Raw genomic sequence first — 22,416 nt, forward strand, 5'->3', positions numbered from 1 at the left:
TGTCACGACACCTCCAGGTTCAGCATGTCCTCGACGGTCTCCCGGCGCAGCAGCAGCCGAGCGCTGCCGTTGCGCACCGCGACCACGGCGGGCCGCGGCTGGCGGTTGTAGTTGCTGGCCATCGAGTAGCAGTACGCACCGGTGGCGGCGAGCGCGAGCAGGTCACCGGGCGCGAGGGTGTCGGGCAGCCAGCAGTCGCGGACGACGATGTCACCGGACTCGCAGTGCTTGCCCACCACGCGCGACAGCGCGGCGCCGACCTCACCGTCGCCGTCGGCGGCGGAGCGGGACACCAGGCGGCAGTCGTACACCGCGTCGTAGAGCGCGGTGCGGATGTTGTCGCTCATGCCGCCGTCGACGCTGACGTACCGGCGGCTCAGGTTGTCGCCCAGCGACACGTCCTTGATGGTGCCGACCTCGTACAGCGTGATCGTGCCGGGACCGGCGATCGCGCGGCCGGGCTCGCCCGCGATGCGCGGCACCGGCAGCCCGGCGAACTCGCACTCCTTGCGGACGATCTCGCGGATCTGCGTCACCATCTGCGCGGGCGGCGGCGGGTTGTCCCGGTCGGTGTAGGCGATCCCGAAACCACCACCGAGGTCCACAACGGACAGTTGCTGGATCAGCTCGTCGCCGTGCTCCTTGCGCAGCTCCGCGAGCAGCCCGACGACGCGCCGCGCGGCGACCTCGAAACCGTCCGAGTCGAAGATCTGCGAACCGATGTGGCTGTGCAGCCCGACGAGCCGCAGCGAGGACGCGTTGAGCACCCGCCGCACCGCCTCGGCGGCGTCCCCCGCCGCGAGCGAGAACCCGAACTTCTGGTCCTCGTGCGCGGTCGCGATGAACTCGTGGGTGTGGGCCTCGACACCGACCGTGACGCGCACGAGGACGTTCTGCACGACCTCGCGGCGCGCGGCGACGTCGGCGAGCCTGGCGATCTCGTAGAACGAGTCGAGCACCACCGTGCCGACGCCCGCGTCCACCGCGGCCTCCAGCTCGGCGATGGACTTGTTGTTGCCGTGGAACGTGATCCGCTCGGCGGGGAACCCGGCGCGCAGCGCGACGGCCAGCTCTCCCCCGCTCGCGACGTCCAGGCTCAGGCCCTGCGCGGCGACCCAGCGGGCGACCTCCGTGCAGAGGAACGCCTTGGACGCGTAGTGCACCAGCGACGGGTCGTCGAAGGCCTCGGCGTACTCGGCGCAGCGCGCCTTGAAGTCGGCCTCGTCCACGACGAACAGCGGCGTGCCGTAGGTCTCGGCGAGCTCGCGGACGTCGACACCGGCGATGCGGACGACGCCATCGGGCGCGCGGTAGGTGTTGCGGGGCCACACCTTCGGGTACAGCCGGTCGAACTCGTCGGCCGTGGCCGGGGGGAAACCGGCCGTGTCGGCGTGCGGGCGCACATCGGCGTGCCGGGGTCCTGCGGGGTGAGCCATGGGTTACATCCGTTCCGGGGCGGAGACACCGAGCAGCGCCAGGCCGTTCGCGAACACCTGCCGCGCGGCCTCGCACAGGGCGAGGCGCGCGAAGGTGAGCGGGGTGGCCTCCGCGTCGCCCTTGGGCAGCACGGGCGCGACGGCGTAGAACTTGTGGAACGCGCCGGCCAGGCTCTCCAGGTACCGGGCGACGCGGTGCGGCTCGCGCAGCTCGGCGGCCCGGCGGACGATCGTCGGGAACTCGCCGATCGTGCGGATCAGGTCGCCTTCCTGCGGGAGCGTGAGCAGGCCGAGGTCCACCCCGGCGTCCGGCTTCAGGCCGAGGTCGGCGGCGTTGCGCTGCAGCGACGCCAGGCGCGCGTGGGCGTACTGCACGTAGTAGACCGGGTTCTCGTCGCTGTGCTTGCGCAGCAGGTCGAGGTCGATGTCGATCGAGGAGTCCACCGAGTACCGGGTCAGCTCGTAGCGCGCGGCGTCCACACCCACGGCCTCGACGAGGTCCTCCATCGTGATCACCGTGCCGGCGCGCTTGCTCATCCGGACGGGCTTGCCGCCGCTGACGAGGTTCACCAGCTGGCCGATCAGCACCTCGACGACCGCCGGGTCGTGCCCCATCGCGGCCGCGGCCGCCTTGAGCCGCGCGATGTAGCCGTGGTGGTCGGCGCCCAGCATGTAGATGCACAGGTCGAAACCACGGCCGATCTTGTCCTGCAGGTACGCGATGTCGCCCGCGATGTAGGCCGGGTTGCCGTCGCTCTTGATGACCACGCGGTCCTTGTCGTCACCGAACTCGGTGGAGCGCAGCCACCACGCGCCGTCGGCCTCGTACAGGGTGCCCTTGGCCTTCAGCTCCTCCACCGCACCGGCCACCGCGCCACTGGCGTGCAGCGAGTCCTCGTGGAAGAACACGTCGAAGTCGGTGCCGAACTCGTGGAGGCTCTTCTTGATCTCGGCGAACATCAGGTCGACGCCGATGCGGCGGAACGTCTCGTGCCGCTCGGCCTCGGGCTGCGACAGCGCGCTCGGCTCCTGCCGCAGCACCTCGGCGGCGATGTCGGAGATGTACGCACCCGCGTACCCGTCCTCCGGCGCGGGCTCGCCCTTCGCGGCGGCGATCAGCGACCGGACGAAGCGGTCGATCTGCGCACCGGCGTCGTTGAAGTAGTACTCACGCGTGACGTCGGCGCCCTGCGCGGCCAGGATGCGGCCCAGCGCGTCACCGACGGCGGCCCAGCGCGTGCCGCCCAGGTGGATCGGGCCCGTGGGGTTCGCGGAGACGAACTCGAGGTTGATCTTGCGGCCGGTCAGCGCGTCACCGGTGCCGTAGCGCTCCCCCGCGGAGAGGACCTGGCGCACCTGCTCGCCCTGCGCGTCGGCGGCCAGGCGGAAGTTCAGGAAGCCGGGGCCGGCGACCTCGGCGCTCGCGACCCCGTCGTCACCGGCGACCTGCTCGGCGAGGGCCTGCGCGAACTCACGCGGCTGCATCCCGACCTTCTTCGCCACCTGCAGGGCCAGGTTGGTGGCGTAGTCTCCGTGGTCGGGGTTGCGGGGTCGCTCGATCGTCACGGTCTCGGGCAGGGCGGCGGGGTCGAGCCCACGCGAGGTCAGCACCTGCACGGCGGACGAGCGAACGAGTTCGGCGAGCACGGCGGGAGTCACCACGCGAGTGTATGTGGCCGTTGACGTGCACCTGACACGCAGTCCCTAGACTCCACCCTGGGCAATTCAGATCTCGAGCGGATGCGGGAGCCATGGCCAGCGGCACGAAGAAGAAGGCCTCCTCGAAGAAGGCCGTCAAGGCGGCGCGGAACTCGGTGGTGACCAAACGGGGCTTCCCGTGGGGCACGGTCATCGCGGTCGTCGCCGTCGTGGCGCTCGCCGCCGTCGTCGTCACCTACTACCTCGTGCAGTCCGCGCCCAAGCGCGCGCTGGCCGACTGGGTGCCCAGCGCGTCGAACCCCGACCCGTCGCTCAAGCTCGCCGGGATCGTGACGGTGCAGTACCAGGGCAGCGTGCACGTGCTGCCGACCGAGCGCGTCGCGTACGACCACTCGCCGCCGTTCGGCGGGCCGCACGACGGGTACTGGGCGGCGTGCAACGGCATCGTCTACCCGAAGGCCGTGCGCACCGAGAACATGGTCCACTCGCTCGAGCACGGCGCGGTCTGGATCGCCTACAACCCCGACCAGATCACCGGTGACGCGGTGAACAAGCTCAAGGCCAAGGTCGAGGGCAAGCCGTACACGATGATGTCGCCGTACCCGGGCCTCGACAAGCCGATCTCGCTGCAGTCCTGGGGCCACCAGCTCAAGGTGGACAGCGCCGACGACCAGCGCATCGACGAGTTCATCACCGCGCTGCGCACCAACCAGAACACCTACCCCGAGGTCGGCGCCTCCTGCGACGCGCTCGGGCCGGGCGCGTTCGACCCCGACAACCCACCCGCGTTCGACCCGACCCCGCCGGGCCCCGACGCGAAGCCGATGGACTACAAGGGTTCCACGGGCACGCAGCAGGACATGGGCGCCGGCGCGTCGACCGCCCCGTCCCCCACGCCGTGATGACCGAGCCCACCGAGGAGGCTCCGGCGCGGCCCTCGTGGTCGCGCCCGGTCGTGATCGGCGCGACGGTGGTCGCGGTCCTGCTGCTGGGCGCGGTGATCGGGATGTTCCTGACGCAGCGCGCGCTCGACTCGTCCGAACAGGCCACCCCGGCGGCGGGTTCGGTGGAGGTCGGGTTCGCGCAGGACATGTCGGTGCACCACCTGCAGGCCGTCACGATGGCCAACTGGGCCCGTGACCACAGCACCGACCAGGAGATCCGGCAGCTGGCGTTCGACATCCAGAGCACGCAGCTGGAGCAGGTGGGCCGGATGAAGGGCTGGCTGATGCTGTGGGGCCAGCCCGAGCAGACGACCGGCGCGTACATGTCGTGGATGAGCCAGCCGGACGCCCACCACATGGCCGGTATGTCGATGTCGTCCACGAGTTCCGGGGACGCGCCGATGCCGGGCATGGCGACGAACGCGGAGCTGGCGAAGCTGCGTTCGCTGTCCGGCAAGGACCTGGACGTCTACTTCCTGCAGCTGATGCTGCGGCACCACCAGGGCGGCACGGAGATGGCGCAGTACGCGCACGACCACACGTCCGTGGCCGCGGTGAAGACGCTGACGCAGAGCATCCTCGACTCGCAGGGCGCGGAGATGGTGCTGATGAAGCAGCTGCTCGCCGCGCGGGGCGCTCAGCCGCTGTAGTTCACCAGGACAGTTCCTCGCAGCGCTTCGCCTGCTCGCACGGCTCGATCTGCAGCGTGGCGTGCTGGATGTGGTAGTCGTTCGCGAGCAGGTTCTGGGCCTGCGCCAGCACTTCCGCGGGTTCGGCGTGCTGCTCCACGGCGAGGTGCGCCGAGGCGACCTCCATGCCGGAGGTGAGGGTCCAGACGTGCAGGTCGTGCACGTCGCGGACGCCTGCCAGCGCGGCCAGTTCGGTGGCGATGCCCTCGACGTCGACCTCCGCGGGCGCGTGCTGGAAGAGGATCCGCAGGGCCCGCCTGGCCAGCGCGACGGTGCGGGGCAGGACGAACAGCCCGATCGCGACACCGATGATCGGGTCGGCGTAGCGCCAGCCGGTCGTGAGCGTGATCGCACCGCTGACGAGGACGCCGACGGAGCCGATGAGGTCGGCGAGCACCTCCAGGTACGCGCCGCGGACGTTGAGGCTCTCCTTGGCGCCCGCGCGCAGGAGGGCGAAGGCGGCGAGGTTCGCGACGAGGCCCGCGACGGCCGTCAGGAGCACGGGGAGGCCGGGCACGGCGGGCGGGTCGGTGACGCGGCCGATCGCCTCGACGAGTACGTATCCGGCAACGCCGAACAGGAGAACGGCGTTGCCCAGGGCGGCCAGCACCTCGGCGCGGTACAGGCCGAAGGTGCGCCGGTAGGTCGGTCCGCTGCGGCGCGCCAGGACGATGGCCGTGAGGGCCATCCCGAGACCGAACACGTCGGTGAGCATGTGCGCGGCGTCGGAGATGAGGGCCAGCGAGCCGGTCAGCACACCGACGACGACCTCGAGCACGAGGAACAAGACGCCGATCCCGAGCGCGACGACGAGCCGGGGCAGATGACGCCCCGACGCGCTCGGGACGCCGTGGCCGTGTCCGTGTCCCATGCCGGCCTCCTCCTCTCGCGTCTCTCGCCTTGCCGCGTCCCACCTCGCTCCTGGCGGCAACATATAGCGATATGCGCATGTATGCAATACAGGCTAGCCTTACCTCTTCCGGAACGTACCGCTCTTCGGCCGAACCCGCACGGGGTCCCGGGTGCCGGACGCGCGATCGGGTGCGCTAGAGTTCTCCACGTCGTCAAGACGGCGCCCTCGTAGCTCAGGGGATAGAGCACTGCCCTCCGGAGGCAGGTGTCGCAGGTTCGAATCCTGCCGAGGGCACCCAACATCAGCAGGGAAAACCGGCCCCTACCAGCGAGAACGCGGTAGGGGCCGAGTCGTGTCATTCCCGGCTAGCCACGGCGAACCACGGCCATCTGCGGCGGTCTACGGACAATGCACGGACACGACCTCAGTTCGGCCGGTGCCCGAGCGCATGCTCGATCAAGCGCCTGGCGGCCGCCTCCCCGCCGTCCAGGAAGCTCGCGTAGACCTCCAGCAAGACCGCCACGGACTGACCGGCCCACAACGCAACCAACGAGGGGTCCAGGCCAGCGGCCAGCCAAGTACTCACCGCCGCGTGGCGCAAGTCGTACGGCCGGGCGAGCAGCGGCCCGCGCTGAACCTCCGGAGAGAAGGTCGCCGCTCGTGCCGCCCGGAACACCTTCGTGTACGTGACTTTGGAGACGAGCCCACCACGTTCCCCGACGAACAACCGGCCGTCCGGCCCGAAGCCGTACCGCTCAATGTGCGTCCACAGAATGCGGGTCAGCTCGGGAGCGCACGGAACCGGCCGCACGTCGCCTTTCTCGCGAGACTTGAGCGGGCGATCCTCCCCCACCGTGCCGGTGTCGGTCCATAGCCCATCGATATACGGGCGCGCACCTTCGAGGTAGATCGTGCCCCAGTCGTACTCCGTTTCCCCCGTTTCGACGTTCTTCCTGGGCTCGGGCAACGAAAGGTTCGTCTTGCTGACCTTCGCGGCTTCTTCCGGTCGCAAGGCCGCGAAGTACATCAGCGCAAAGAACGCCTTGAGGTGTGGTCCGCTCCGCGGGGTTTGACCAACCTGATGCAGGAATGAGCGTGCCTGAATGGGGTTCGGTACCGCCCGCCTATCGAGCTTGCGCCGACCCTTCGGCATCTTCGTCCACTTCGCATCCGGCAGCGGGTTGACCTCAAGTACCTTGAGTTCTGTTCGCGCGTAGTCGAGCACGTTGGACAGAACCGAGCGCGTGCGACGAGCAACGGTCGGGGCGTATACGCCGCCGTCGAGGCGGCGGGTAACCGCGCGCTGCAATGCACGGAGAATTTCGGGGTCACTCACCGACGAGACGGGCATGGTGTTGCGCGTCAACCAGTCCAGCACTCGGCGGGCGTTTGTCGGCATCTCCCCCGACTTGCGCCGCGGCGGGTTGTATCCCCACTGCCGCACCGCCGAACGGACTTCTTTGGCGTCCGGCTGTCCCGCCTTGTTTGGAACGAACACCGGCAAGACGCGGATCAGCGCTTCGACGGTGGTTTGGCGTGCAGTCGCGGCGAGGTCCGGCCATTTCATAGCCACGTACCTGCTCGTGACCTCAAACCAGCTCATGACCGGAATGTCCTTGGCGCGTTCGACCGGAAGACCCGTTTCCGTGTCGAACCGTTCCCCGTCACGCTGCGCCGAGAGAAGGTCAGCACGAAAGCTATCGGCGAGAGCACGCACCTTGAACGACTCGTTGAACTCGCGTTTTCCGACCTTCCACCGAAGACGGTAGCTCGTGACCTTGCCTTGGCGGTTCTTGCGCGGCTTGATATCCCAGATTTGCACCTGGTAGCTCGTGTTCACGCGGCCTCCAAACAAGACTCAAGGAAACGGTCAAGATCTACTCGGCGAACTCGCAATTGGCGGTTGGGAAGCTTGATGCAGCGGGGCGCGCGTCCCTTGGCACGCCAGTCATCAAAGGTAGAGCGGGCGATGCCTAGTTCCTCGCAGACTTCTTCGACAGTGAGGTGTTGGCGCGGGGTGGCCATGGTGCGGGTGCCTCCGGGTCGGCGTGACGGTCGGTGACGGTCGCACTGGTCATGGCGTGCCTCCTCAGGCGAGCGGATCGGGTGTGGGTGGCTTGGGGCTACGACGGAAACGAAAGAACGAAGTAAGTGCCTTGACCTGCGGTTCTGCCGTCCTGGCGGATGGCACTTCTTTCGTACGTACGAAAGAAGTGCCGGGCCGCGGGCGGTGTTTGTGCTGGTCGGGGAGTTCTTTCGTTCTTTCGTTTAGGTCGTGAGGTCGGGGGCGCGGGCGGTGTAGATCTCGGTCGGGCGGCCCTTCCCGCCGGGTGGTCGGCGGCTACCGCGTGTGATCATCCCGGCGTCGGTGAGCTGGGTGAGCAGGGCGGCGATGTCGGCGTTGGGGGTGTTGCCGCCGAAGAAGCCCTTGGTGATCTCGGTCTTGGTGCGGCCGGTGTCACCGGCTTCGGCGATCCAGGCGGCGAGCTTGGCGGGGGTGACGGTGTTGACGAACAGGGCGCGGGCGGAGTCGATGGAGTAGCGCACGAGCGCGGCCGCGGCGGCGAGGTGGGCGGCGCGGATGGCGGGTTCGCCGTCGAGGGCGGCGTGGATTCCGGCGATGCGCTTGCAGTAGGGCAGGGCGCGGGAGACGAACTGGGCGACCTTGGGGTGGTGGGTGTCGGTGTTGAACTCCAGGTAGAGCGCCCGCCACAGCGGCCGCGCGTCCTCGGCGAGGTCCAGCGCGCCGAGCCGGGCACCGGTGTCGAGCCGATCGCCGAGCCCGGCGGCGAGCGAGGACACCAGGTTCGGGTCGGCGCCGACGCTGTCGGGCAGGGCCTTGGACCACGCCACGGCCAGGGGCAGGAAGCGGTTGTAGGTGCCGCCAGCCATGTCGGCGTCGGAGAGCTTGGCGCGGAACTCGTCGGGGGTGATGTGGGCGACGATCCCGACGTGCGACTCGGGCGCGACCCGGGCCTTGACGGTGAGGGTGGACAGGTCGCCGCCCTCCCACGCCGCGCGCAGGACTTGGGACAGGCTGTTGCCCTCGCGCTTCATCTTGGCCATGACCCCGCCCCACTCGGGCTCCATCACGAGCAGCCGCAGGTCCCGCGGCCCGCCGTCGGAGTCGGGCTCGTCGTCGGCGTCGTCGGGCAGGGCGAAGCGTTGCGCGAGGCCTTCGCCGGAGGTGAGCCCGGCGGTGATGTTGCCCAGCACGAAGTCGCTGTCGGTGGCGGTGATGAGTCGCTTGGCCGCCGACCAGGACGAGCCCTTCTTGCCGGTGTTGGTGTGGCCGATGAGCAGCGGCCACACCAGCAGCGGGTGCGGGTCGTCGCCCGCCCGTACATGCGGGTCTCGCCCGAGATGCACCCCGGCGAAACACAGCAGTGAGGCGAGGATGGCCACCGGGTCGGCCTCGCTGGTCGGCTCGACCTGGCGCACGAGGTGTCCGAGGTAGCAGTCGAACACCGCGTCGTCGAGGGTGGGCAGCCAGGCGCGGGCGCGAGCGACCGCGGCGGCGGCTTTGGCCTCGAACTCATCGGCCCCGGGCGGGATGGGTGCGGGGTGCACCATCCGCAGCGGGCGGGCGGGCTGGGGCATGGTGAGGCGGCCTCCTGATCAGGCTGCGTCGGCTTGCTGACGGTGGCGGAGCAGGCGGCGGCGGTCTTGGGTGGTGTGACCGCCCCAGATACCGAAGGGCTCGCGCCGGGCGAGGGCGTAGTCGAGGCAGGCGGCGCGTACTGGGCAGTGGCCGCACACCCGCTTGGCGACGGTGACCGCATACCCGGCTTCGGGTTCGGGGAAGAACGCTTCGGGGTCGGTGCCGAGGCAGGCGGCGTCGGCGTGCCAGGCCAGGGCTTCGGGGGTGAGCCCGACGTCGGCCCAGCTCGGCGCGGTCGGGCGGCCGCGCCCGTGGGTGGCGCCGGTGAGGGTGGTTTTCGGCCGTGGGGTGGGCATCAGGCGGCCTCCTTGCGGTGGGTGTGGCGGGGGTGGCGGGCGCCGGCGGCGAGTCCGGCGTCGATGACGCGGGCGTTCTCGCCGGGGGTGCAGGAGCAGCGGCCGGTGAGCAGGGCGTCGGCGGCGGCGAGCAGCTCGGCGCGCGCGGTGGCCTCGGCGAGCAGCCGGTCGCCGACGAGCTGCCCGAGCCGGTAGGCCGCCGACGAGAGCACGGCGTTGTGCTGTCCGCGCGGGGCGGTGCGGACCCGGTCGCATTCGCCCCGCAGCGCGGAGGCGGCGTAGGCGTCCGGCCGCGCCGGGGCCGCCCCGGTGGTTGTGGTGGCAGGCCGGGTGGGGTGTTCGAGGCAGGCTTGCACGAGCCAGGCCGGAAGTTCGGCGGGGTCGGTGTCGTCGGCCAGCTCGTACCCGCCTTCGGCGAGCAGCGATCCGGGGGCGACGACGTAGCCGCCTTCGGCGCGGGTGTCGATGTGCGGGGCGAGGTCGCCGCGGGTGTTGCGCAGGTGCACCCCGGCCGGGGCGGCAAAGTACAGGTGCCGCCCGCCGGAGGGCGTGGTCACGGTATAGGTGGCCGGTACGGCAGCGGCGCGGCGGGCGGCCAGCTCAGCCAGCGCGGCCGCGCCGTCCGGCCCGGCCGCCGGGTCTTTGGCGGTGTCGAGGTCCACCACGATCAGCCGCGAGGGCCCGGTCGCGATGCCGATGTTGAACCGGCCCGCCCGCCAGCATCGGGTGATCCGCTCGGGGTCGGTGGTGGCGCGGGTTTCCCACTCGCGCACCATCGGCGGCTTCTTGCGGCCGGGGGTGACCGGGAAGACGTGCCAGCCCATCCCGGCCAGGTACAACGCCCAGTCCAGCAAGGGGTTCGCCGTGTCCATTCCAGACAGTCCTTTCGGGAGCGAGACAGGGGTGGCGGGTTGCCGGGCCGCCCGGAGGGGAGTCGAGCGGACGGCCCGGCAACGGCTTTCAGGGGTGGTTGACGGCGTGCGGGTTGATCGCGGTGGTGTGGTCGTAGCCGAGGACCTTCCGGTCGTGGGCCATGCCCTCAGGGCAGGTGGCCAGGTGCCACCAGGAGCCATCGGGCAGCACGCGGTCGACGAAGCAGCGGCGGCCGCAGAAGCGGCAGTAGGCACCGGCCATCACCGCTCACCTCCGTCCGGGCAGTGCGCGAGCACGGCGGCGAGGGCGTCGTGCTCGGCCTGGTCAACGGTGAGCTGGTAGCGGGTTTTGACCTCGATCCAGTGGGCGACGTAGCCGCAGCGGTCCCGCTCCGGCAACCACTTCGCCGGGTCCTGGTCACCTTTGGCACGGTTGGCGTGCGCGGTCACCACGACCAGCACGGCCGGGTCGTTGGCGTAGTGCTCGCGCTGGGCGCGGCTCCAGCCGCGGGCCCCGGAACGGGCGACCTCGGCCAACGGGACGAGGTGGTCGATATCGAGCTTGCCCGGGTCGGTGACGGTGACCCCGTCGTAGGGGCTGACCCAGGTGCCGGAGACCGGGTGGCAGCGGGCATCGGTGCGCACGTCACGGCCCTGGGCGATCAGGGCGTCCTCGCGGGCGTCGCAGGCGCCGTGGGTGGTGTCCCAGTGCGGCCAGTCGTCGCGGTCGTAGTGCGCGCCGGTGTCCTCCGGCTTGACCGCCAGCGCCGCCAGCTCACCCCGCGCGGCGCCGACGTTGCCGGATGGTGCGGAGGGCGAGGCGGGGTGGGTGGCGCTGGCGGCCTCGGCCAGGGGGCGGCACGCTGCGGTGGAGGCCAGCGTGGCGGCGAGCAGGATGGTGATGGCGGGAGCGGCGGTGGTGTGCCGGTGCATCAGGCGGGCTCCGTTCGTTACTCTTCGTGTCTATTTCGCGGGTGTGGTGTGCTGGGGTCAGCACCCGGCCCGGGTGGGGCGAGGGCGCGGTTTTCGGGGATGTGGGGGTCTGCGGCAGGGCGGTGCTGTGGTGCTACACCGCTGGTCGGGGCGGGTGCAGGGTGCTAGCGGTAGGTGCTACATGTAGCGGCTGGGGGCGCTACAGACCTCGGCGAGCGCTACACCCGTCCCCGGTTACGGTCTGTTATTTCTGGTGGGTTGTCTGGGCCTTGCGGAGGTCGGCCAGGCGGTAGCCGCGGCGGTTGCGGCGCGTCCCGTCCACGTCGGTCATGGCGACCTGCTTGGGGGTGACGCCGTAGGGCTTGAGCGCGGCGGCCAAGGTGTCGGGGGTGTAGTCGGCGTACTCGGGCCGGACCTCGGCGAGTCGGGCGATGAGCGTGTCCGACCACAGCCGGTCCTCGCCGTCGGCGAACACGCTGATCGCGTCCTCGATGGCGCTGCCGCGGATCAGGGTGGCGTCGATGTCCTGCCCGGCGGCGTAGCCGGTGATGTTGCCGACCTCCTGCCGCATGGCGCGGGCGCGGGCGACGATCTTCTTGGCGCCGGGCTTGTCGGTGTAGACGCCGCGCACGATCCGCGCGTCGGAGCCCTCACCCCGCAGGTAGCCGATGCCCTTGTCGTTCCAGGCGAAGGTGGTCGCGCGGATGCCTGCCTGGTAGGAGCTGGTGCCCAGCACCATGTCGTTTTCGACCTGGCCCATGACCTTGAGGCAGAAGCGGAACGAGGCGTTGGCGCTGATCCCGGTCGGGATCGACTTGGAGTCCGGGCGCTGGGTGGCCAGGAACAGCATGATCCCGGTGGCGGGGCCACGCTTGACCAGGTCGGTGCAGATGTCCTCCAGTTCGGCGCCGTGCTTGGGGTGCTCAAACCACACCTGGCACTCGTCGACGCCGATCACGATCGGCTTCAAGCCCAGCTTGGGGTTGTCGACCAGGTGCGGCTCGACGCGGGAATCGGGGCAGACGTCGTCGGGCAGCTCCCGCAGCACCTTCGTGCGCCGGCGCATCTCCTCCCGCACCTCCCGCATGGCGACCACGGCGGACTCGATCTGGTCGGCGTCGTCGCCGACGCCGTAGCGGTGCGCCACGGGCTCGAATGGGGACAGGTCGCCGGTGCCCTTGAGGTCGTAGACGTGCAGCTCCGAGCGGGGGTCCAGGGCAGCGATGAGCAGGATTTCCCGCACGGTGACGGTCTTGCCCATGCGCGGGATGGCGCCGATGACCCCCGAGACGTACATGAGGGTCTGCTCAACCCAGCGGCCACGCTGGTCGGTGCCAAACGGTTGGGGCTTGAACAGGTCCACCCGCCCGGCCTTGGCCAGCGGCCACGGGGCCTGCTTGGCGCTGGACATGTCACGGTTGCCGACCCACAACACCAGGCGCCCCTCATGCACCGCCGGGTCCGCCTCCGGCCACACACAGCCGAGCTGGCGACGCAGCCCCGAGGCGAGCTTCGGGCGCCGCTCGATCACGTCGGCCGCGGTCACCCCCAACGGCAGGTCGATGTCGGCCCGCCACCCCGGGCCTTCCCGATGGATCGGCGACGGGAACCCGATGGCGTTCGGGTTCTTAGCCAGCTTCTTGTTGAGCTCTCCGATGCCCAGCGCGCCCAGCGCGTCCACGATCGCGTCGCTGGTCAGCTTCGGCGCCTTCGCCAGGTCCACGGCACGCCCGGTCACCGGCTTGTCCGCCGGGGCGCCCCACCAGCCGAGCACGACCATCGCGCCGATGAGCAGGGTCCAGTTCCAGAACGCGGGCAGGCAGGCCAGGCACACGTACACGACCGCGGCCAGCGCCAGCAGCCCCAGCCACACCGGCAGCAGCCGCTTGCGCACGGTCTCGTTGCGGACCTGGCGCAGCTTCATGTACTCGTTCACGTCGGCGCGGTCGCGGGCGGCCAGCCGTACCGGCTTGGACTCCGCGTCATAGACCCACGCGTGCAGCCGCCCCGCCAGACGCCGGGCCGCGCCGAACGACCGCAGGAACGCCTTGAGCAGGTACAGCGGAAAACGCAACGCGTGGAACGCGCTGACGTGTAGCGCGTACTGCACCAGGAACCGCACGCGCGAGCGGAATTCCTCCCACGAGGTCAGCCACTGAGCGACCAACGGCCGGGCGGTTGCCTCCCCGGCCGCCTCCCACCACGACCGCCGCACCTCCGGCGGATCGACCGGCACCGGCGGGCGGGCGGGCTCGTCGTCCACGATCTCGGCGTCGAGCACCTCGCTCGGCGCCACTTCGCGGCGGTCCTGGACGGGAATCTCGTCCGGGGTGGCGGCCGAGTCGGGGCGGGGCGTGAACGGCAGCACCCGGCCGTTCACGTCGTCGTTCGGCTCGGGGTTCACGGGGGTGTCGGGGGTGGTGTTCACCGGGTCGTGCTCGGGGGTGTTCATGGTCTCCCTGCTGTCGGGTTCACGGTCACGGTCGGGGTGGTCGGCGGGAACGCTCATCAGGCGGCCTCCTCACGCTCGGCGGGTACGGGCTCGGGGTGGCTCGGGACAGTGGCGGGGGTCGGGGTCAGCTCGTCGCGCAGGGCGTCGGCGACGTTCTTGCTCGTGCCGCGGGACACGTCGGGCACAACCGACCGCACCCAGGCCGGGGTGATCTCGACACCTGGCGCCCACGCCGTACGCGCCTCGGCCAGGTAGTCGGCCAATAACTTCCGGCGCGGCTTCGCCGCCGCCCGGCTCGGGTTCCGCCGCTCCGAGCGCCGGGTCGCCGGGACCGACTCTCTCGCGCGCTCCCGCTCGGGTGCGGGGGCGTTCTGCTGAACGGGCTGCGGGGCGGCCTCGGCGGTGGCGTCGGCAGGCGCCGGGGTGTGTCCGGTGAACGCGGGGGAGGCGGCGCGGGTGACGGCTTCGGTGAGCCGGTCCCGCAGCACGGGGGCGGTCTCGGCGGCCAGGAACACCAGCACCGGCGGCACGGAGTGCAGCACGATCCCGGCCAGGTCCAGGTGGGTCCAGGACTGCCAGGTGTTCATCACGTAGGTCGCCAGGAAGGCGAACCACTTGGTGCGGTGCGCCCACGCCATCCCGTCGAGGACCTGGTAGCGGGCGGTGATCTGCTCGGCGCGCAGCACCGCCACGAGCACGAGCGAGACCATCGGGTCCAGCAGCCATGCGGCCAGCCAGGGCAGCGACCACGCCGGGGCACCGGCGGCGGCGAAGCCCTGGACGTTGACCATCGTGAACGCCAGCCCGAGGAAGATGCCCACCCATACCAGGGTGTCCACAAAGGTGCGGACCTTCTCCACCCGCAGCGCGACCACGTCGGGGTGGTTGGACAGCGCCCGTACCTGCGCGGCCGCGGCCGCGTCCTGCGCGAGCTTGTCCGCGGTGGACAGCGGCACGTGACGAGCATCCTGAGGCGCAGCAACGGTGTTGGTCATCAGAGGGTCCCCCACTTCAACGGCGGGCACTGGGCGGCGAACCGGCGGGCTTCGGCGCGGTCGGCGGTCTGCCACTCCCCACACGGCGAGTCGAGATCCCCGCCGCCGTAGGGCAGACGCTTCTGCATCTCCTGGGACAGCTCGGGGTGCTCGTCGGAGGGCAGCGGCAGGTGCTGCCCGGCCGGGCAGGGCTGCCCGTCCCGCAACTGGCGCGCGGTGGCCGCGGAGACGGCGACGCGGTAGCGGTCCCCGCTCGGGGTGGTGCACTCGGCGTAGTGCGTGCCCTGGCCGCGCTGGCCGCTGTAGGCGCTACCGGTGACCACGGCCCCCGCCGACGCGGTGCGGGCGGGTGTCGAGTGGCCGGGGCTGCCGGGGTCGTGGCAGCCGGTCACGGCGACCGCGGCGACGGTGAGCAGTGCGGCCAGGGCCACGCTCTGGCCGGTTGTCCTGGTGTTCGTCACTGGTCGTCCTCCCCGTGGTCGGCCCGCCGGAGGGCGGGGCGGTAGGAGCAGTCGAGGCAGTCGCAGTCCGGGCATGCGCAGGACGGGCCGCCGTTGCACTCGCAGGCCGCGCCGTCGAGCAGGGCGGTCAGGCAGGCGCCGAGGCAGGCGAAGACCTGTGAGCCGGTGTGCGAGCGGCCCACCGGGACGTGCGCCACACGGGAGTGCAGGTAGTTGCGGTTGCAGGTCACGCACGCCAGCCCGTCGGCCTGCAAGGGCGAGAGTCCGGTGTAGACGGTTTCGGGGTTGCGGGTCATCAGTACCGGCCTCCTCGGGTGGTGGTGACGATCTCGGTGACGGCGAGCAGCCGCGCCACGGCGGCCCCGGCGAACAGGGCCGGGACGATGAGCACGATCAGCAGGGCGGTGGTGTTGCGCCACCACGCGATCACCGCCCACTGGATGCCGACGATCAGCGCGGCGGTGAGCAGGGTGCGCACCGCGTTGCCGGTCATCCGGGTCACCTCCCGCACCCCCTGCCGGGCCTTCAAGGCGGACTTGCGGCCCGAGCGCCAGGTGGCGAACAGCCCGACCAGCGCCAGCCCACCCAGGGCGTAGAGCACGGTGTGGTTCATCAGGCCACCCCCTTCCGGGAGGTCCAGGAACCGTCCACAGCGGAGGGTCGGCGCAGCGGGATCACGTTGTCCGGCACCGCGTCCAGCGCGGCGTGTTCGTCGGCGGTCAGGGTCGGGGTGCCGGACAGGTAGTCGTGCAGGTAGTCATCCGGCGGCAGCCCCAGGCTGTAGCGGCAGGCCTCGCAGGTGCGGTGCGCCCTGGGCAACTCGGCCCACCCGGTCTCGCCGCACTGACGGCAGGTACGGCGCGCCGTCATCGCCTTGTCCAGCGCGGCGGCGCGGCCGGGGGTCATCGGCCGCACCGGCTTGGCGCGCTCGATCAGGAACAGCTCGGCGTAGACCTTCTTCCCGGCCTTGCGGCAGCGGAAGTACAGCACCGCCGCCGGGTCCTGCCCACCCGGCCGCAACCCCATTGCCCGCAACTGCCGGCGGGTGGCCAGCTTGTCCCGCGGCCCAATCCCCCAGGACAGCAACGGCGTCCCATCGAGCAGGCCGCGGGTGAACTCCGGGCGGTCCGACCACGGCACCTCCCGCAGGTCCCACGGGTACTGGCGGGCACTCATGCGGCCTCACCGCCGAGCACCGCGAACTCCCGGTTCCAGTCGATGAACTCCGATTCCGTGCCGGGCGGGACCAGGGCTTCGGTCTGGCCCAGAGCGGCGGTGAGGTCGCTGCGGCGGAAGGCGAAGGCCGCGACCCCCGAGGGCGAGGACACCGTCAGCCACACCCGCCACGGCAGGGTGGCGTCCGGGCCGAGGAACACATCCCCCTCGCCCACACCATCGCCGTAATCGGCCAGCCCCTCGGCCAGCAGGTCCCGCGCGAAGGTCCAGCGCACCCACTGCTCGGCGCCGGTCGCGAAGTCCAGCACCACCGCGAACGGATCGGCCACGCTGTAGCGGAACTTCACCGGCACCGGCCGCAGCACGACCACCGCACCGCGGGAGTCCTCCCATTCGGCCGTCAGTGGCAGGTTCAGGCTCGTCGGCAGCATCACCGGCCACCCCCGGCCACGGCCTCGACGGTCTCCCGCACGATCTCCACCGCCGCCTCGCGGGCGGTGTCGGCCGCCTCGATCAGCCCGGCCTCGCCCAGCGCCTCGGCCATCCGCAGCAGCCAGCGGGTGCGGTCCTCGCTCGGCGCCGCGGCCGAGGGGCGCTGGCCCATCAGCTCCAGCACCGGCGCAAACAGCGTCGGCTCGGTGGTCGTGCCTACCATGACAGTCCTTCCCTTCGGGTCGTTTCGTGGCTGGTTGGGGAGTCCCGGCGCGGCGAGCGCGTTCTTGGCGGAGTGGGCCGCCGCGCCGGGGTCAGCGAGCAGCAAGCGGGTCACCGGCGACCACCGCCGATCACCGGAACCGGCGCCGTTGCGGGCCAGCTCACCCGCAGCTGGTCGGTCAGGATGGTCACCCGGTCCGCGGTGTGGGTCAGCTTCGTCACCGGGGCAGGCAGCCCGTCGTGCAGCACCACCCAGTCCCCGACTCGCAGGTCACCGGCGGGCTTGTTCGTCAACGTCAACGACATCGCAGATTTCCTTTCCAGACGGTTGGGTTCAGGCCAGAACGGACAGGACCAGGGCCACGGCCAGGGCGCCGGTGCCGAGGATGAGCAGGTTCACCGCGTGCTTGACCCGGGTGTGCTTGTCCACCGCGAGCTGCCCGAGCAGGCACACGTCCTCCGCGACGGACGCGGCGGCGTAGCTGCCCACCTCCAACAGCACCTGCGGGCCGTGCAGCGTGGCGTCCAGCCACGTGCCCGGCGTGGGGAACTGCGAGAGCTTCGGCCGGATCGTGGCCAGCAACACCAGCACCGCCCCGAAGATCGGCAGGGCCGACAGCCACAGCGCCGCGAGCGCCGGAACCGGCATCCCGGTCTTGGCCAGCGCCACCACCCCGGCCAGGGCCACCCCGACCACCGACAGCAACGTCGTCGCCTTGGTATCCGCCCGGCGCAGCTCATCCCGTACCTGCTCGTGCGCCCGCAACACCACCGGCGGCGCGTCCATCCCGAACGCCTCCATCACGCCGCCTCCCCCTCCGCTGCCTCGCCCAGCTCGGCGAGATCGGCCAGGTCCAGCCGCGTCGGCAGCGACCGCAACACCGACCGCTCCACCCGGCGCCGCGAGCGGCCCGCCCGCTGCGGGTCGATAAACCGCGGCACCCGCACCGCTGCCACCTGCTCGGCGGCTTCCAGCTCGGCGTCCAACTCGTCCAGCAACGCCGACAGCTCGGCCAGCTCGGCCAACTCGACAGCATCCGCGCGCCGGGCCGCCTCGCCCTGAACCGCGAAAACCTCGTCGTAGTCGGCATCCAGCTCCCCAAACAGGGCCTCCGCCTGCCGACGACTCATGTGTGCGGACCTCATCGGTCTCCCCTTCGTAGTTGGTTTTCCTGACCAATGCCGACCATAGTCAGCCTTGGTCGTCCTGTCGCTAGTCCGTCCGAGTGAAAGCTTGGTCAGCCCTGGTCAGCTAGCTATGCTCGTGACCATGGGAAGCGAAACCGCAGGTCTGGCACCCTTCGAGCGAGTCGCCGAGTCGATCAGGAAAGCCGTGTTGACCGGCAAGCTGGCACCAGGTACTCGGCTGCCGAGCAACCGCGAACTCGCTCGGCAGCACGGCGTTTCGCTCCCGACCTTGCAGCGAGCGGTTGCACTGCTCCAGGAAGAAGGCTGGCTCGTGTCCCGGGCCTCGGTCGGCGTGTACGTCTCGGACACCCCGCCTAAGGAACGCCCGTTGGCGTCGATGGCGGGGCTCCGGCGGGCGCTGACGGAGCTTCGCGCCTCGGTCTCTGCGATCGAAGAGCGGGTCGCCGATCTAGAGCGGCACATCACGCGGCCGCCTGTCGGATGAACGAGGCAATGCCGTCCACGATGCCGGTTCCCCAGCCGATCAAGTCTTTCAACCACGCCGCTGCGTCGGCGGGGTGCTTCACAACGATGACCAACAGCGCCACCACTACGGCGGTGCCGATCAGCTTCGTCAGCACGCCTCCCCTGCCAGCGGACAACGGCACCATGGTGTTCTTGCTAGGCACGACTGCCTCCTGTCTCGGTGTTCTCGGGTTGAGCTGCTGCGCTCATGGATCTAGGAAACCGCAGGTCAGAGGACACAAACACCGCACTTCGCAAGACCTTTTAGGACGTCCTGGCGGCCCGAATTGGCTGGCGGGAGTCCCAAAAACGTCCCGAAACGTCCCAGGCCGGAGGTGACACGGGGGTGGCAAACGATCGTCTGCGTACAGCGATGCTCGCGGCGGGCCTGACCGTTGAGGAGATGGCGACCAAGGTCGGGGTTGACCCGAAGACCGCAGAGCGATGGATCGGCCAAGAGCGTGTGCCGCACCGCAGCACGCGGCAGAAGCTCACGAAGTTGCTCGGCGTCAACGAGGGCGACCTCTGGCCGTCGCTGGGGACCGGACCTCGGCCCGCAGCTCCCGAGTCCGAACTCCTCTACCTGTACCCGTCCCGCTCGGCGATCACTGGCGCGACGTGGGAAGAGCTGATCCATGGCGTTCGTGAGCAGATGGACGTGCTGGTCTTCTCCGGCGCGTTCCTGGTCGAGCAGTACAACCTTGTGCCGATCATCCAGTCCAAGGCCGCAGAGGGCGTCCGGTTCCGCCTACTCGTCGGCGATGAGAAGGCGCCGGCCGTGATCCAGCGCGCGATCGACGAAGGCACGCCCGGCGGACTTGAGGGGCGGGTGCAGTTGATGCGGCGGTATCTCAGCGAGGTAACCCACCTGCCGGGCGTCGAGGTGCGAACTCACGGCACCATTCTCTACAACTCCATTTACCGCTTTGATGACCGACTCTTGGTCAACGGCCATGCGCACGGTGCACTGGCCGGACAAAGTCCAGTCCTGTTCCTAAAGCGCATGCCAAACGGCCCGATGTGGCAGCACTACATGAAGTCTTTTGAGCGAGTGTGGAACGAAGCCCAACCCGAATCATAGGAGAACCAAAATGACTCGCGTGGATTACGTGGACGACCCGAACGCACCCAAGGCAAACAGTGTCGTCCCCTCCGTTTCGGTGGTAACCCGAGACGACCAGGGACGGGTCCTGCTTATCCATAAGGTCGACAACGACCTTTGGGCGCTCCCTGGTGGCGGCCACGATATCGGCGAAAGCATCACGGACACGGTGGTTCGCGAAGTTCGCGAGGAGACCGGGCTGGACGTCGAGGTCGTCCGGCTGGTCGGAACGTACACCAACCCCAAGCACGTCATGGCCTATGACGACGGCGAGGTTCGTCAGCAGTTCTCGCTGTGCTTCGAAGCGAGGGTTGTGGGCGGCACCCCCCATGAGGACGGAGTGGAGACGAAAGCTGTCCGGTGGGTAGAACCGAGCGACACGGACCGGCTCAATATGCATCCCTCAATGCGACTCCGGCTCGCGCACGCGCTCGATGAAACGCGAACCCAGCCCTACCTGGGCTGACGCTCTCGCAACCGAGCCTCCGTACGCTCGATGCATTCACGAACCACCGGCGCAGCTTTCACCCAAGTTCGATGAACCGGGTCCTCGCTGCCGTAACGGCTGAGGATTTCGGATATCCGCTCGTCATAGGAAAGGCGTTCGCCACCCGGACCCGTCGTCAAGTCGGCGGTCACAAGTGCGTCCAGCAAGGGGCTGTCCTCGAAGGGAAATTCCTGTAGCAGTTCCTCGTCCCGCCCCCGTTGCTCAGCTTCGAAGCGCGCGCCGGAATGGTGCGCGACCAGGTTGACGACCTGCTCCGGCCAACCGTTCTCCTGCAAGTAGCGGGCGCCGTCGAGCGGATGGAACTTCGTGTGGCCGATCTCGGGTGAGTAGCCGATGTCGTGCAGCCAGGCAGCGGCGATGAGCACTTCACGATCATCGGCACGCACTGCTCCAGCCAGCTCGGCAGCCCGCGCGGCTACTGCCTGCACGTGCTGCCAGCGGCGCCCGAGCGGCGCCATCAAGCGTTCGGCCACCTCGCGCGCATCCTCAATCAGACCCATGTCCTGCACGGTACCGCCTTTGGAAGAGCGACCACTGGCCGCCGATCGGGCGTCGGAGCTCCGCGAAGCGCTCGGCGCGGCACGATCGAGTCAGAAGTTGAGCCCTGAGATGGCCGCAGAAGCCGCGGCGGTCCTGTATCCGACTGACAGGCCTGGCGCGCCTCCCACCAGCTCTCAGACGTTCTCACACGCTGCGCTACGGACAATGCGCGGACATCGGGCGCCTCAGCCGTCGGCCTGCGCGCTGTTTTCGCCGGTCAAAGGCCGATACGTCCCCCTTCGGTCCCATCCCTCCGGAGGCAGGTGTCGCAGGTTCGAATCCTGCCGAGGGCACTCCAAGGATGGGAACGGGAGAGATGGTCGGCATGACATCCTCCTCGTTCTTGTCTTCGACTTGTGCGTGAGCGTGCCTGCTCTGCTGACCAGGCACGTTGATGGCTTCTGCGCCCCTCTGACGTGCCGCGAGTGCGGTTGCGCCGGAGAGTGTGACGGTGACTCGGAGTCGGTTGGTGTCCTTGTCGTAGTGCAGCTCGAGCCGCAGGGCCTCGAAGAGTCGCCGGGCGAGTTCCTCCGGTAGTTGATCTACCTGGATGTCACCGACAGGCATGACGTCGAGCAGGTCCGCGTTGGGTGCTTGTTCGTGCTGTTCCTCGGCCTCGGTGAGCTGCGTCTCCAGGGCGGCCTTGCGTTCGCGGAGCTCCGTCCGGCGGTCGTTGATGTCTCGGATGAGATCTGGGTCGGGGTTGTCGAAGAGTTCCAGACTGCGCGTGACGCGCTTCATCTTGACCGTGATGTCGTCGATCCGGTGCCGGAGCGCAGTGATGTGATCTTCGCGTTCGCGTTGCGCCTTGACTCCCAGCTCTTGAATGTTGTAGGCGAGGAGACTGCGGCGGTATGCCCCGAACACGTGGGCGGAGAGGAACTCGTCGAGCTTGGCGACCAGAGCGTCTTCTCGGACCCAGAACGAGCCCGGGGCGGGGTGGCCCTCGGGGACGTAGCCCTTCTTCGGCGCGCAAACGTAGTACGCGTGGCCGCGCCGGGTTTTTCCGTTCATCCGGCGGCCGCAGCTGTCGCAGAAGAGGTACGTGCGGAGCAGGTACGAGCGTTTCGTCTGCGGGTGCCTGACATTGGTGTTGCTGGTGCTCCGGGAGCCGAAGCGGTGCTGGCCGACTTCCTGGGCCCGCAGCCAGATTTCGAGGTCGACGAGCGGTTCGTGGACCGACTCGGCGGACCAGATCCACTCCTCGATGGGGTTGATCCGGTTCCCGCGGTTCTTTCGTCCGCGCCGGTTCCAGACCATGTAGCCGGTGTATTTGGGATTGGTCTCGATGTCCCGGACATTGGAATCCGTCCAGTGCCCCACCGCTCTGCCGGGGTCGACGGGAATGGGAGGCGGATACCGTTCGAGGTCTCGGTTGAGCCGATCAGCGATAGCCCGGCGGCTGAGGCGCTCGTTGATCCGCCACTCGAAGATCTTGCGTACGGCAGGGGTCTCCGTCGGGTCAATACCGCTAAGTTTAGGCGAGTTTCCGCAGCTCAGAGGCGTTTGGAGGCGTCGCCCACAGAGCGGTC

At 69.7% G+C, this 22,416-nt stretch carries 29 protein-coding genes and 1 tRNA gene; 6 read left to right on the top strand and 24 right to left on the bottom strand.

Annotated features, from left to right (window positions below):
- Positions 1-2: 2 nt before the first annotated feature.
- Both lysA and argS read right to left on the bottom strand, forming a co-directional pair.
- Positions 3-1,436, bottom strand: a complete 1,434-nt coding sequence (gene lysA / locus BMZ92_RS28890) for a diaminopimelate decarboxylase (protein ID WP_091513949.1) — start codon at positions 1,434-1,436, stop codon at positions 3-5.
- Positions 1,437-1,439: 3 nt separating this feature from the next.
- On the bottom strand, positions 1,440-3,095 hold the full coding sequence (argS, locus tag BMZ92_RS28895) for an arginine--tRNA ligase (protein WP_091514096.1): 1,656 nt from the start codon (positions 3,093-3,095) through the stop codon (positions 1,440-1,442).
- A gap of 92 nt (positions 3,096-3,187) precedes the next feature.
- Between argS and BMZ92_RS28900 the strand changes: the two genes are divergently transcribed.
- Both BMZ92_RS28900 and BMZ92_RS28905 read left to right on the top strand, forming a co-directional pair.
- Entirely contained in the window at positions 3,188-3,997 is an 810-nt protein-coding gene (locus BMZ92_RS28900) for a thioredoxin-like domain-containing protein (RefSeq protein WP_091513952.1), read from the top strand.
- Positions 3,997-4,689, top strand: coding sequence for a DUF305 domain-containing protein (locus BMZ92_RS28905; protein ID WP_091513954.1), 693 nt, complete (start codon positions 3,997-3,999; stop codon positions 4,687-4,689). Before BMZ92_RS28900 ends, BMZ92_RS28905 begins: the two co-directional genes overlap by 1 nt.
- A gap of 1 nt (position 4,690) precedes the next feature.
- On the opposite strand, the gene BMZ92_RS28910 is transcribed toward BMZ92_RS28905, so the two are convergent.
- Entirely contained in the window at positions 4,691-5,599 is a 909-nt protein-coding gene (locus BMZ92_RS28910; RefSeq protein ID WP_091513957.1) for a cation diffusion facilitator family transporter, read from the bottom strand.
- Between the two features lie 203 nt (positions 5,600-5,802).
- Between BMZ92_RS28910 and BMZ92_RS28915 the strand changes: the two genes are divergently transcribed.
- Positions 5,803-5,875: transfer RNA gene (locus BMZ92_RS28915), tRNA-Arg, on the top strand.
- A 130-nt stretch (positions 5,876-6,005) separates the two neighbouring features.
- Here the strand turns inward: BMZ92_RS28915 and BMZ92_RS28920 are convergent.
- From BMZ92_RS28920 to BMZ92_RS29000, 18 genes are all read right to left on the bottom strand, one after another.
- A complete protein-coding gene (locus tag BMZ92_RS28920; RefSeq protein ID WP_091513958.1) occupies positions 6,006-7,421 on the bottom strand; it encodes a tyrosine-type recombinase/integrase in 1,416 nt (471 codons plus the stop codon).
- Positions 7,418-7,606 (bottom strand): helix-turn-helix transcriptional regulator, encoded by a 189-nt coding sequence (locus BMZ92_RS28925; RefSeq protein ID WP_091513961.1) that lies wholly within the window; start codon positions 7,604-7,606, stop codon positions 7,418-7,420. The genes BMZ92_RS28920 and BMZ92_RS28925 overlap by 4 nt, the downstream gene beginning before the upstream one ends.
- A 243-nt stretch (positions 7,607-7,849) precedes the next feature.
- On the bottom strand, positions 7,850-9,181 hold the full coding sequence (locus BMZ92_RS28930) for a DUF3987 domain-containing protein (protein ID WP_245783311.1): 1,332 nt from the start codon (positions 9,179-9,181) through the stop codon (positions 7,850-7,852).
- An 18-nt stretch (positions 9,182-9,199) separates the two neighbouring features.
- Positions 9,200-9,538, bottom strand: coding sequence for a WhiB family transcriptional regulator (locus tag BMZ92_RS28935; RefSeq protein ID WP_091513963.1), 339 nt, complete (start codon positions 9,536-9,538; stop codon positions 9,200-9,202).
- Positions 9,538-10,410 carry a bifunctional DNA primase/polymerase gene (locus tag BMZ92_RS28940; RefSeq protein WP_091513965.1) on the bottom strand — a complete coding sequence of 291 codons (873 nt, stop codon included), beginning with the start codon at positions 10,408-10,410 and terminating at the stop codon, positions 9,538-9,540. The genes BMZ92_RS28935 and BMZ92_RS28940 overlap by 1 nt, the downstream gene beginning before the upstream one ends.
- An 88-nt stretch (positions 10,411-10,498) precedes the next feature.
- Entirely contained in the window at positions 10,499-10,672 is a 174-nt protein-coding gene (locus BMZ92_RS37595; protein WP_177228913.1) for a hypothetical protein, read from the bottom strand.
- The gene (locus BMZ92_RS28945) at positions 10,672-11,343 is read right to left on the bottom strand and encodes an HNH endonuclease family protein (protein WP_091513968.1); all 672 of its coding nucleotides are present in this window, start codon (positions 11,341-11,343) and stop codon (positions 10,672-10,674) included. The genes BMZ92_RS37595 and BMZ92_RS28945 overlap by 1 nt, the downstream gene beginning before the upstream one ends.
- Before the next feature lie 244 nt (positions 11,344-11,587).
- Entirely contained in the window at positions 11,588-13,852 is a 2,265-nt protein-coding gene (locus tag BMZ92_RS28950) for a cell division protein FtsK (protein WP_245783312.1), read from the bottom strand.
- Complete coding sequence (locus tag BMZ92_RS28955; protein WP_091513970.1) at positions 13,852-14,790, bottom strand: hypothetical protein; 939 nt, start codon at positions 14,788-14,790, stop codon at positions 13,852-13,854. Before BMZ92_RS28955 ends, BMZ92_RS28950 begins: the two co-directional genes overlap by 1 nt.
- On the bottom strand, positions 14,790-15,251 hold the full coding sequence (locus tag BMZ92_RS28960) for a hypothetical protein (RefSeq protein ID WP_091513972.1): 462 nt from the start codon (positions 15,249-15,251) through the stop codon (positions 14,790-14,792). Before BMZ92_RS28960 ends, BMZ92_RS28955 begins: the two co-directional genes overlap by 1 nt.
- On the bottom strand, positions 15,248-15,547 hold the full coding sequence (locus BMZ92_RS28965; RefSeq protein ID WP_091513974.1) for a hypothetical protein: 300 nt from the start codon (positions 15,545-15,547) through the stop codon (positions 15,248-15,250). Before BMZ92_RS28965 ends, BMZ92_RS28960 begins: the two co-directional genes overlap by 4 nt.
- Positions 15,547-15,864, bottom strand: a complete 318-nt coding sequence (locus tag BMZ92_RS28970; protein ID WP_091513977.1) for a hypothetical protein — start codon at positions 15,862-15,864, stop codon at positions 15,547-15,549. The genes BMZ92_RS28965 and BMZ92_RS28970 overlap by 1 nt, the downstream gene beginning before the upstream one ends.
- Positions 15,864-16,427, bottom strand: coding sequence for an RRQRL motif-containing zinc-binding protein (locus BMZ92_RS28975; RefSeq protein ID WP_245783313.1), 564 nt, complete (start codon positions 16,425-16,427; stop codon positions 15,864-15,866). Before BMZ92_RS28975 ends, BMZ92_RS28970 begins: the two co-directional genes overlap by 1 nt.
- On the bottom strand, positions 16,424-16,858 hold the full coding sequence (locus BMZ92_RS28980) for an SsgA family sporulation/cell division regulator (protein ID WP_091513978.1): 435 nt from the start codon (positions 16,856-16,858) through the stop codon (positions 16,424-16,426). Before BMZ92_RS28980 ends, BMZ92_RS28975 begins: the two co-directional genes overlap by 4 nt.
- Positions 16,858-17,082 carry a hypothetical protein gene (locus BMZ92_RS28985; protein ID WP_091513981.1) on the bottom strand — a complete coding sequence of 75 codons (225 nt, stop codon included), beginning with the start codon at positions 17,080-17,082 and terminating at the stop codon, positions 16,858-16,860. The genes BMZ92_RS28980 and BMZ92_RS28985 overlap by 1 nt, the downstream gene beginning before the upstream one ends.
- A 110-nt stretch (positions 17,083-17,192) precedes the next feature.
- A complete protein-coding gene (locus BMZ92_RS28990; protein ID WP_091513983.1) occupies positions 17,193-17,387 on the bottom strand; it encodes a hypothetical protein in 195 nt (64 codons plus the stop codon).
- 28 nt (positions 17,388-17,415) lie between these two features.
- On the bottom strand, positions 17,416-17,883 hold the full coding sequence (locus BMZ92_RS28995) for a Pycsar system effector family protein (RefSeq protein ID WP_091513985.1): 468 nt from the start codon (positions 17,881-17,883) through the stop codon (positions 17,416-17,418).
- On the bottom strand, positions 17,883-18,212 hold the full coding sequence (locus tag BMZ92_RS29000; protein WP_143249962.1) for a hypothetical protein: 330 nt from the start codon (positions 18,210-18,212) through the stop codon (positions 17,883-17,885). Before BMZ92_RS29000 ends, BMZ92_RS28995 begins: the two co-directional genes overlap by 1 nt.
- Positions 18,213-18,351: 139 nt before the next feature.
- Between BMZ92_RS29000 and BMZ92_RS29005 the strand changes: the two genes are divergently transcribed.
- On the top strand, positions 18,352-18,714 hold the full coding sequence (locus BMZ92_RS29005; protein ID WP_091514101.1) for a GntR family transcriptional regulator: 363 nt from the start codon (positions 18,352-18,354) through the stop codon (positions 18,712-18,714).
- Here the strand turns inward: BMZ92_RS29005 and BMZ92_RS29010 are convergent.
- Entirely contained in the window at positions 18,692-18,898 is a 207-nt protein-coding gene (locus tag BMZ92_RS29010; RefSeq protein WP_245783314.1) for a hypothetical protein, read from the bottom strand. The two genes, BMZ92_RS29005 and BMZ92_RS29010, sit on opposite strands and share 23 nt — an antisense overlap.
- Before the next feature lie 182 nt (positions 18,899-19,080).
- Between BMZ92_RS29010 and BMZ92_RS29015 the strand changes: the two genes are divergently transcribed.
- Positions 19,081-19,815 carry a helix-turn-helix domain-containing protein gene (locus BMZ92_RS29015; protein ID WP_091513992.1) on the top strand — a complete coding sequence of 245 codons (735 nt, stop codon included), beginning with the start codon at positions 19,081-19,083 and terminating at the stop codon, positions 19,813-19,815.
- 10 nt (positions 19,816-19,825) lie between these two features.
- Positions 19,826-20,302 carry an NUDIX hydrolase gene (locus BMZ92_RS29020; RefSeq protein WP_091513995.1) on the top strand — a complete coding sequence of 159 codons (477 nt, stop codon included), beginning with the start codon at positions 19,826-19,828 and terminating at the stop codon, positions 20,300-20,302.
- On the opposite strand, the gene BMZ92_RS29025 is transcribed toward BMZ92_RS29020, so the two are convergent.
- Entirely contained in the window at positions 20,290-20,844 is a 555-nt protein-coding gene (locus BMZ92_RS29025) for an HD domain-containing protein (protein ID WP_091514103.1), read from the bottom strand. The two genes, BMZ92_RS29020 and BMZ92_RS29025, sit on opposite strands and share 13 nt — an antisense overlap.
- A gap of 196 nt (positions 20,845-21,040) precedes the next feature.
- Entirely contained in the window at positions 21,041-22,384 is a 1,344-nt protein-coding gene (locus BMZ92_RS29030; RefSeq protein WP_091513998.1) for a recombinase family protein, read from the bottom strand.
- Positions 22,385-22,416 lie beyond the last annotated feature (32 nt).

The organism is Amycolatopsis sacchari, from assembly GCF_900114035.1.
In the GTDB taxonomy this organism is placed as follows: domain Bacteria; phylum Actinomycetota; class Actinomycetes; order Mycobacteriales; family Pseudonocardiaceae; genus Amycolatopsis_E; species Amycolatopsis_E sacchari.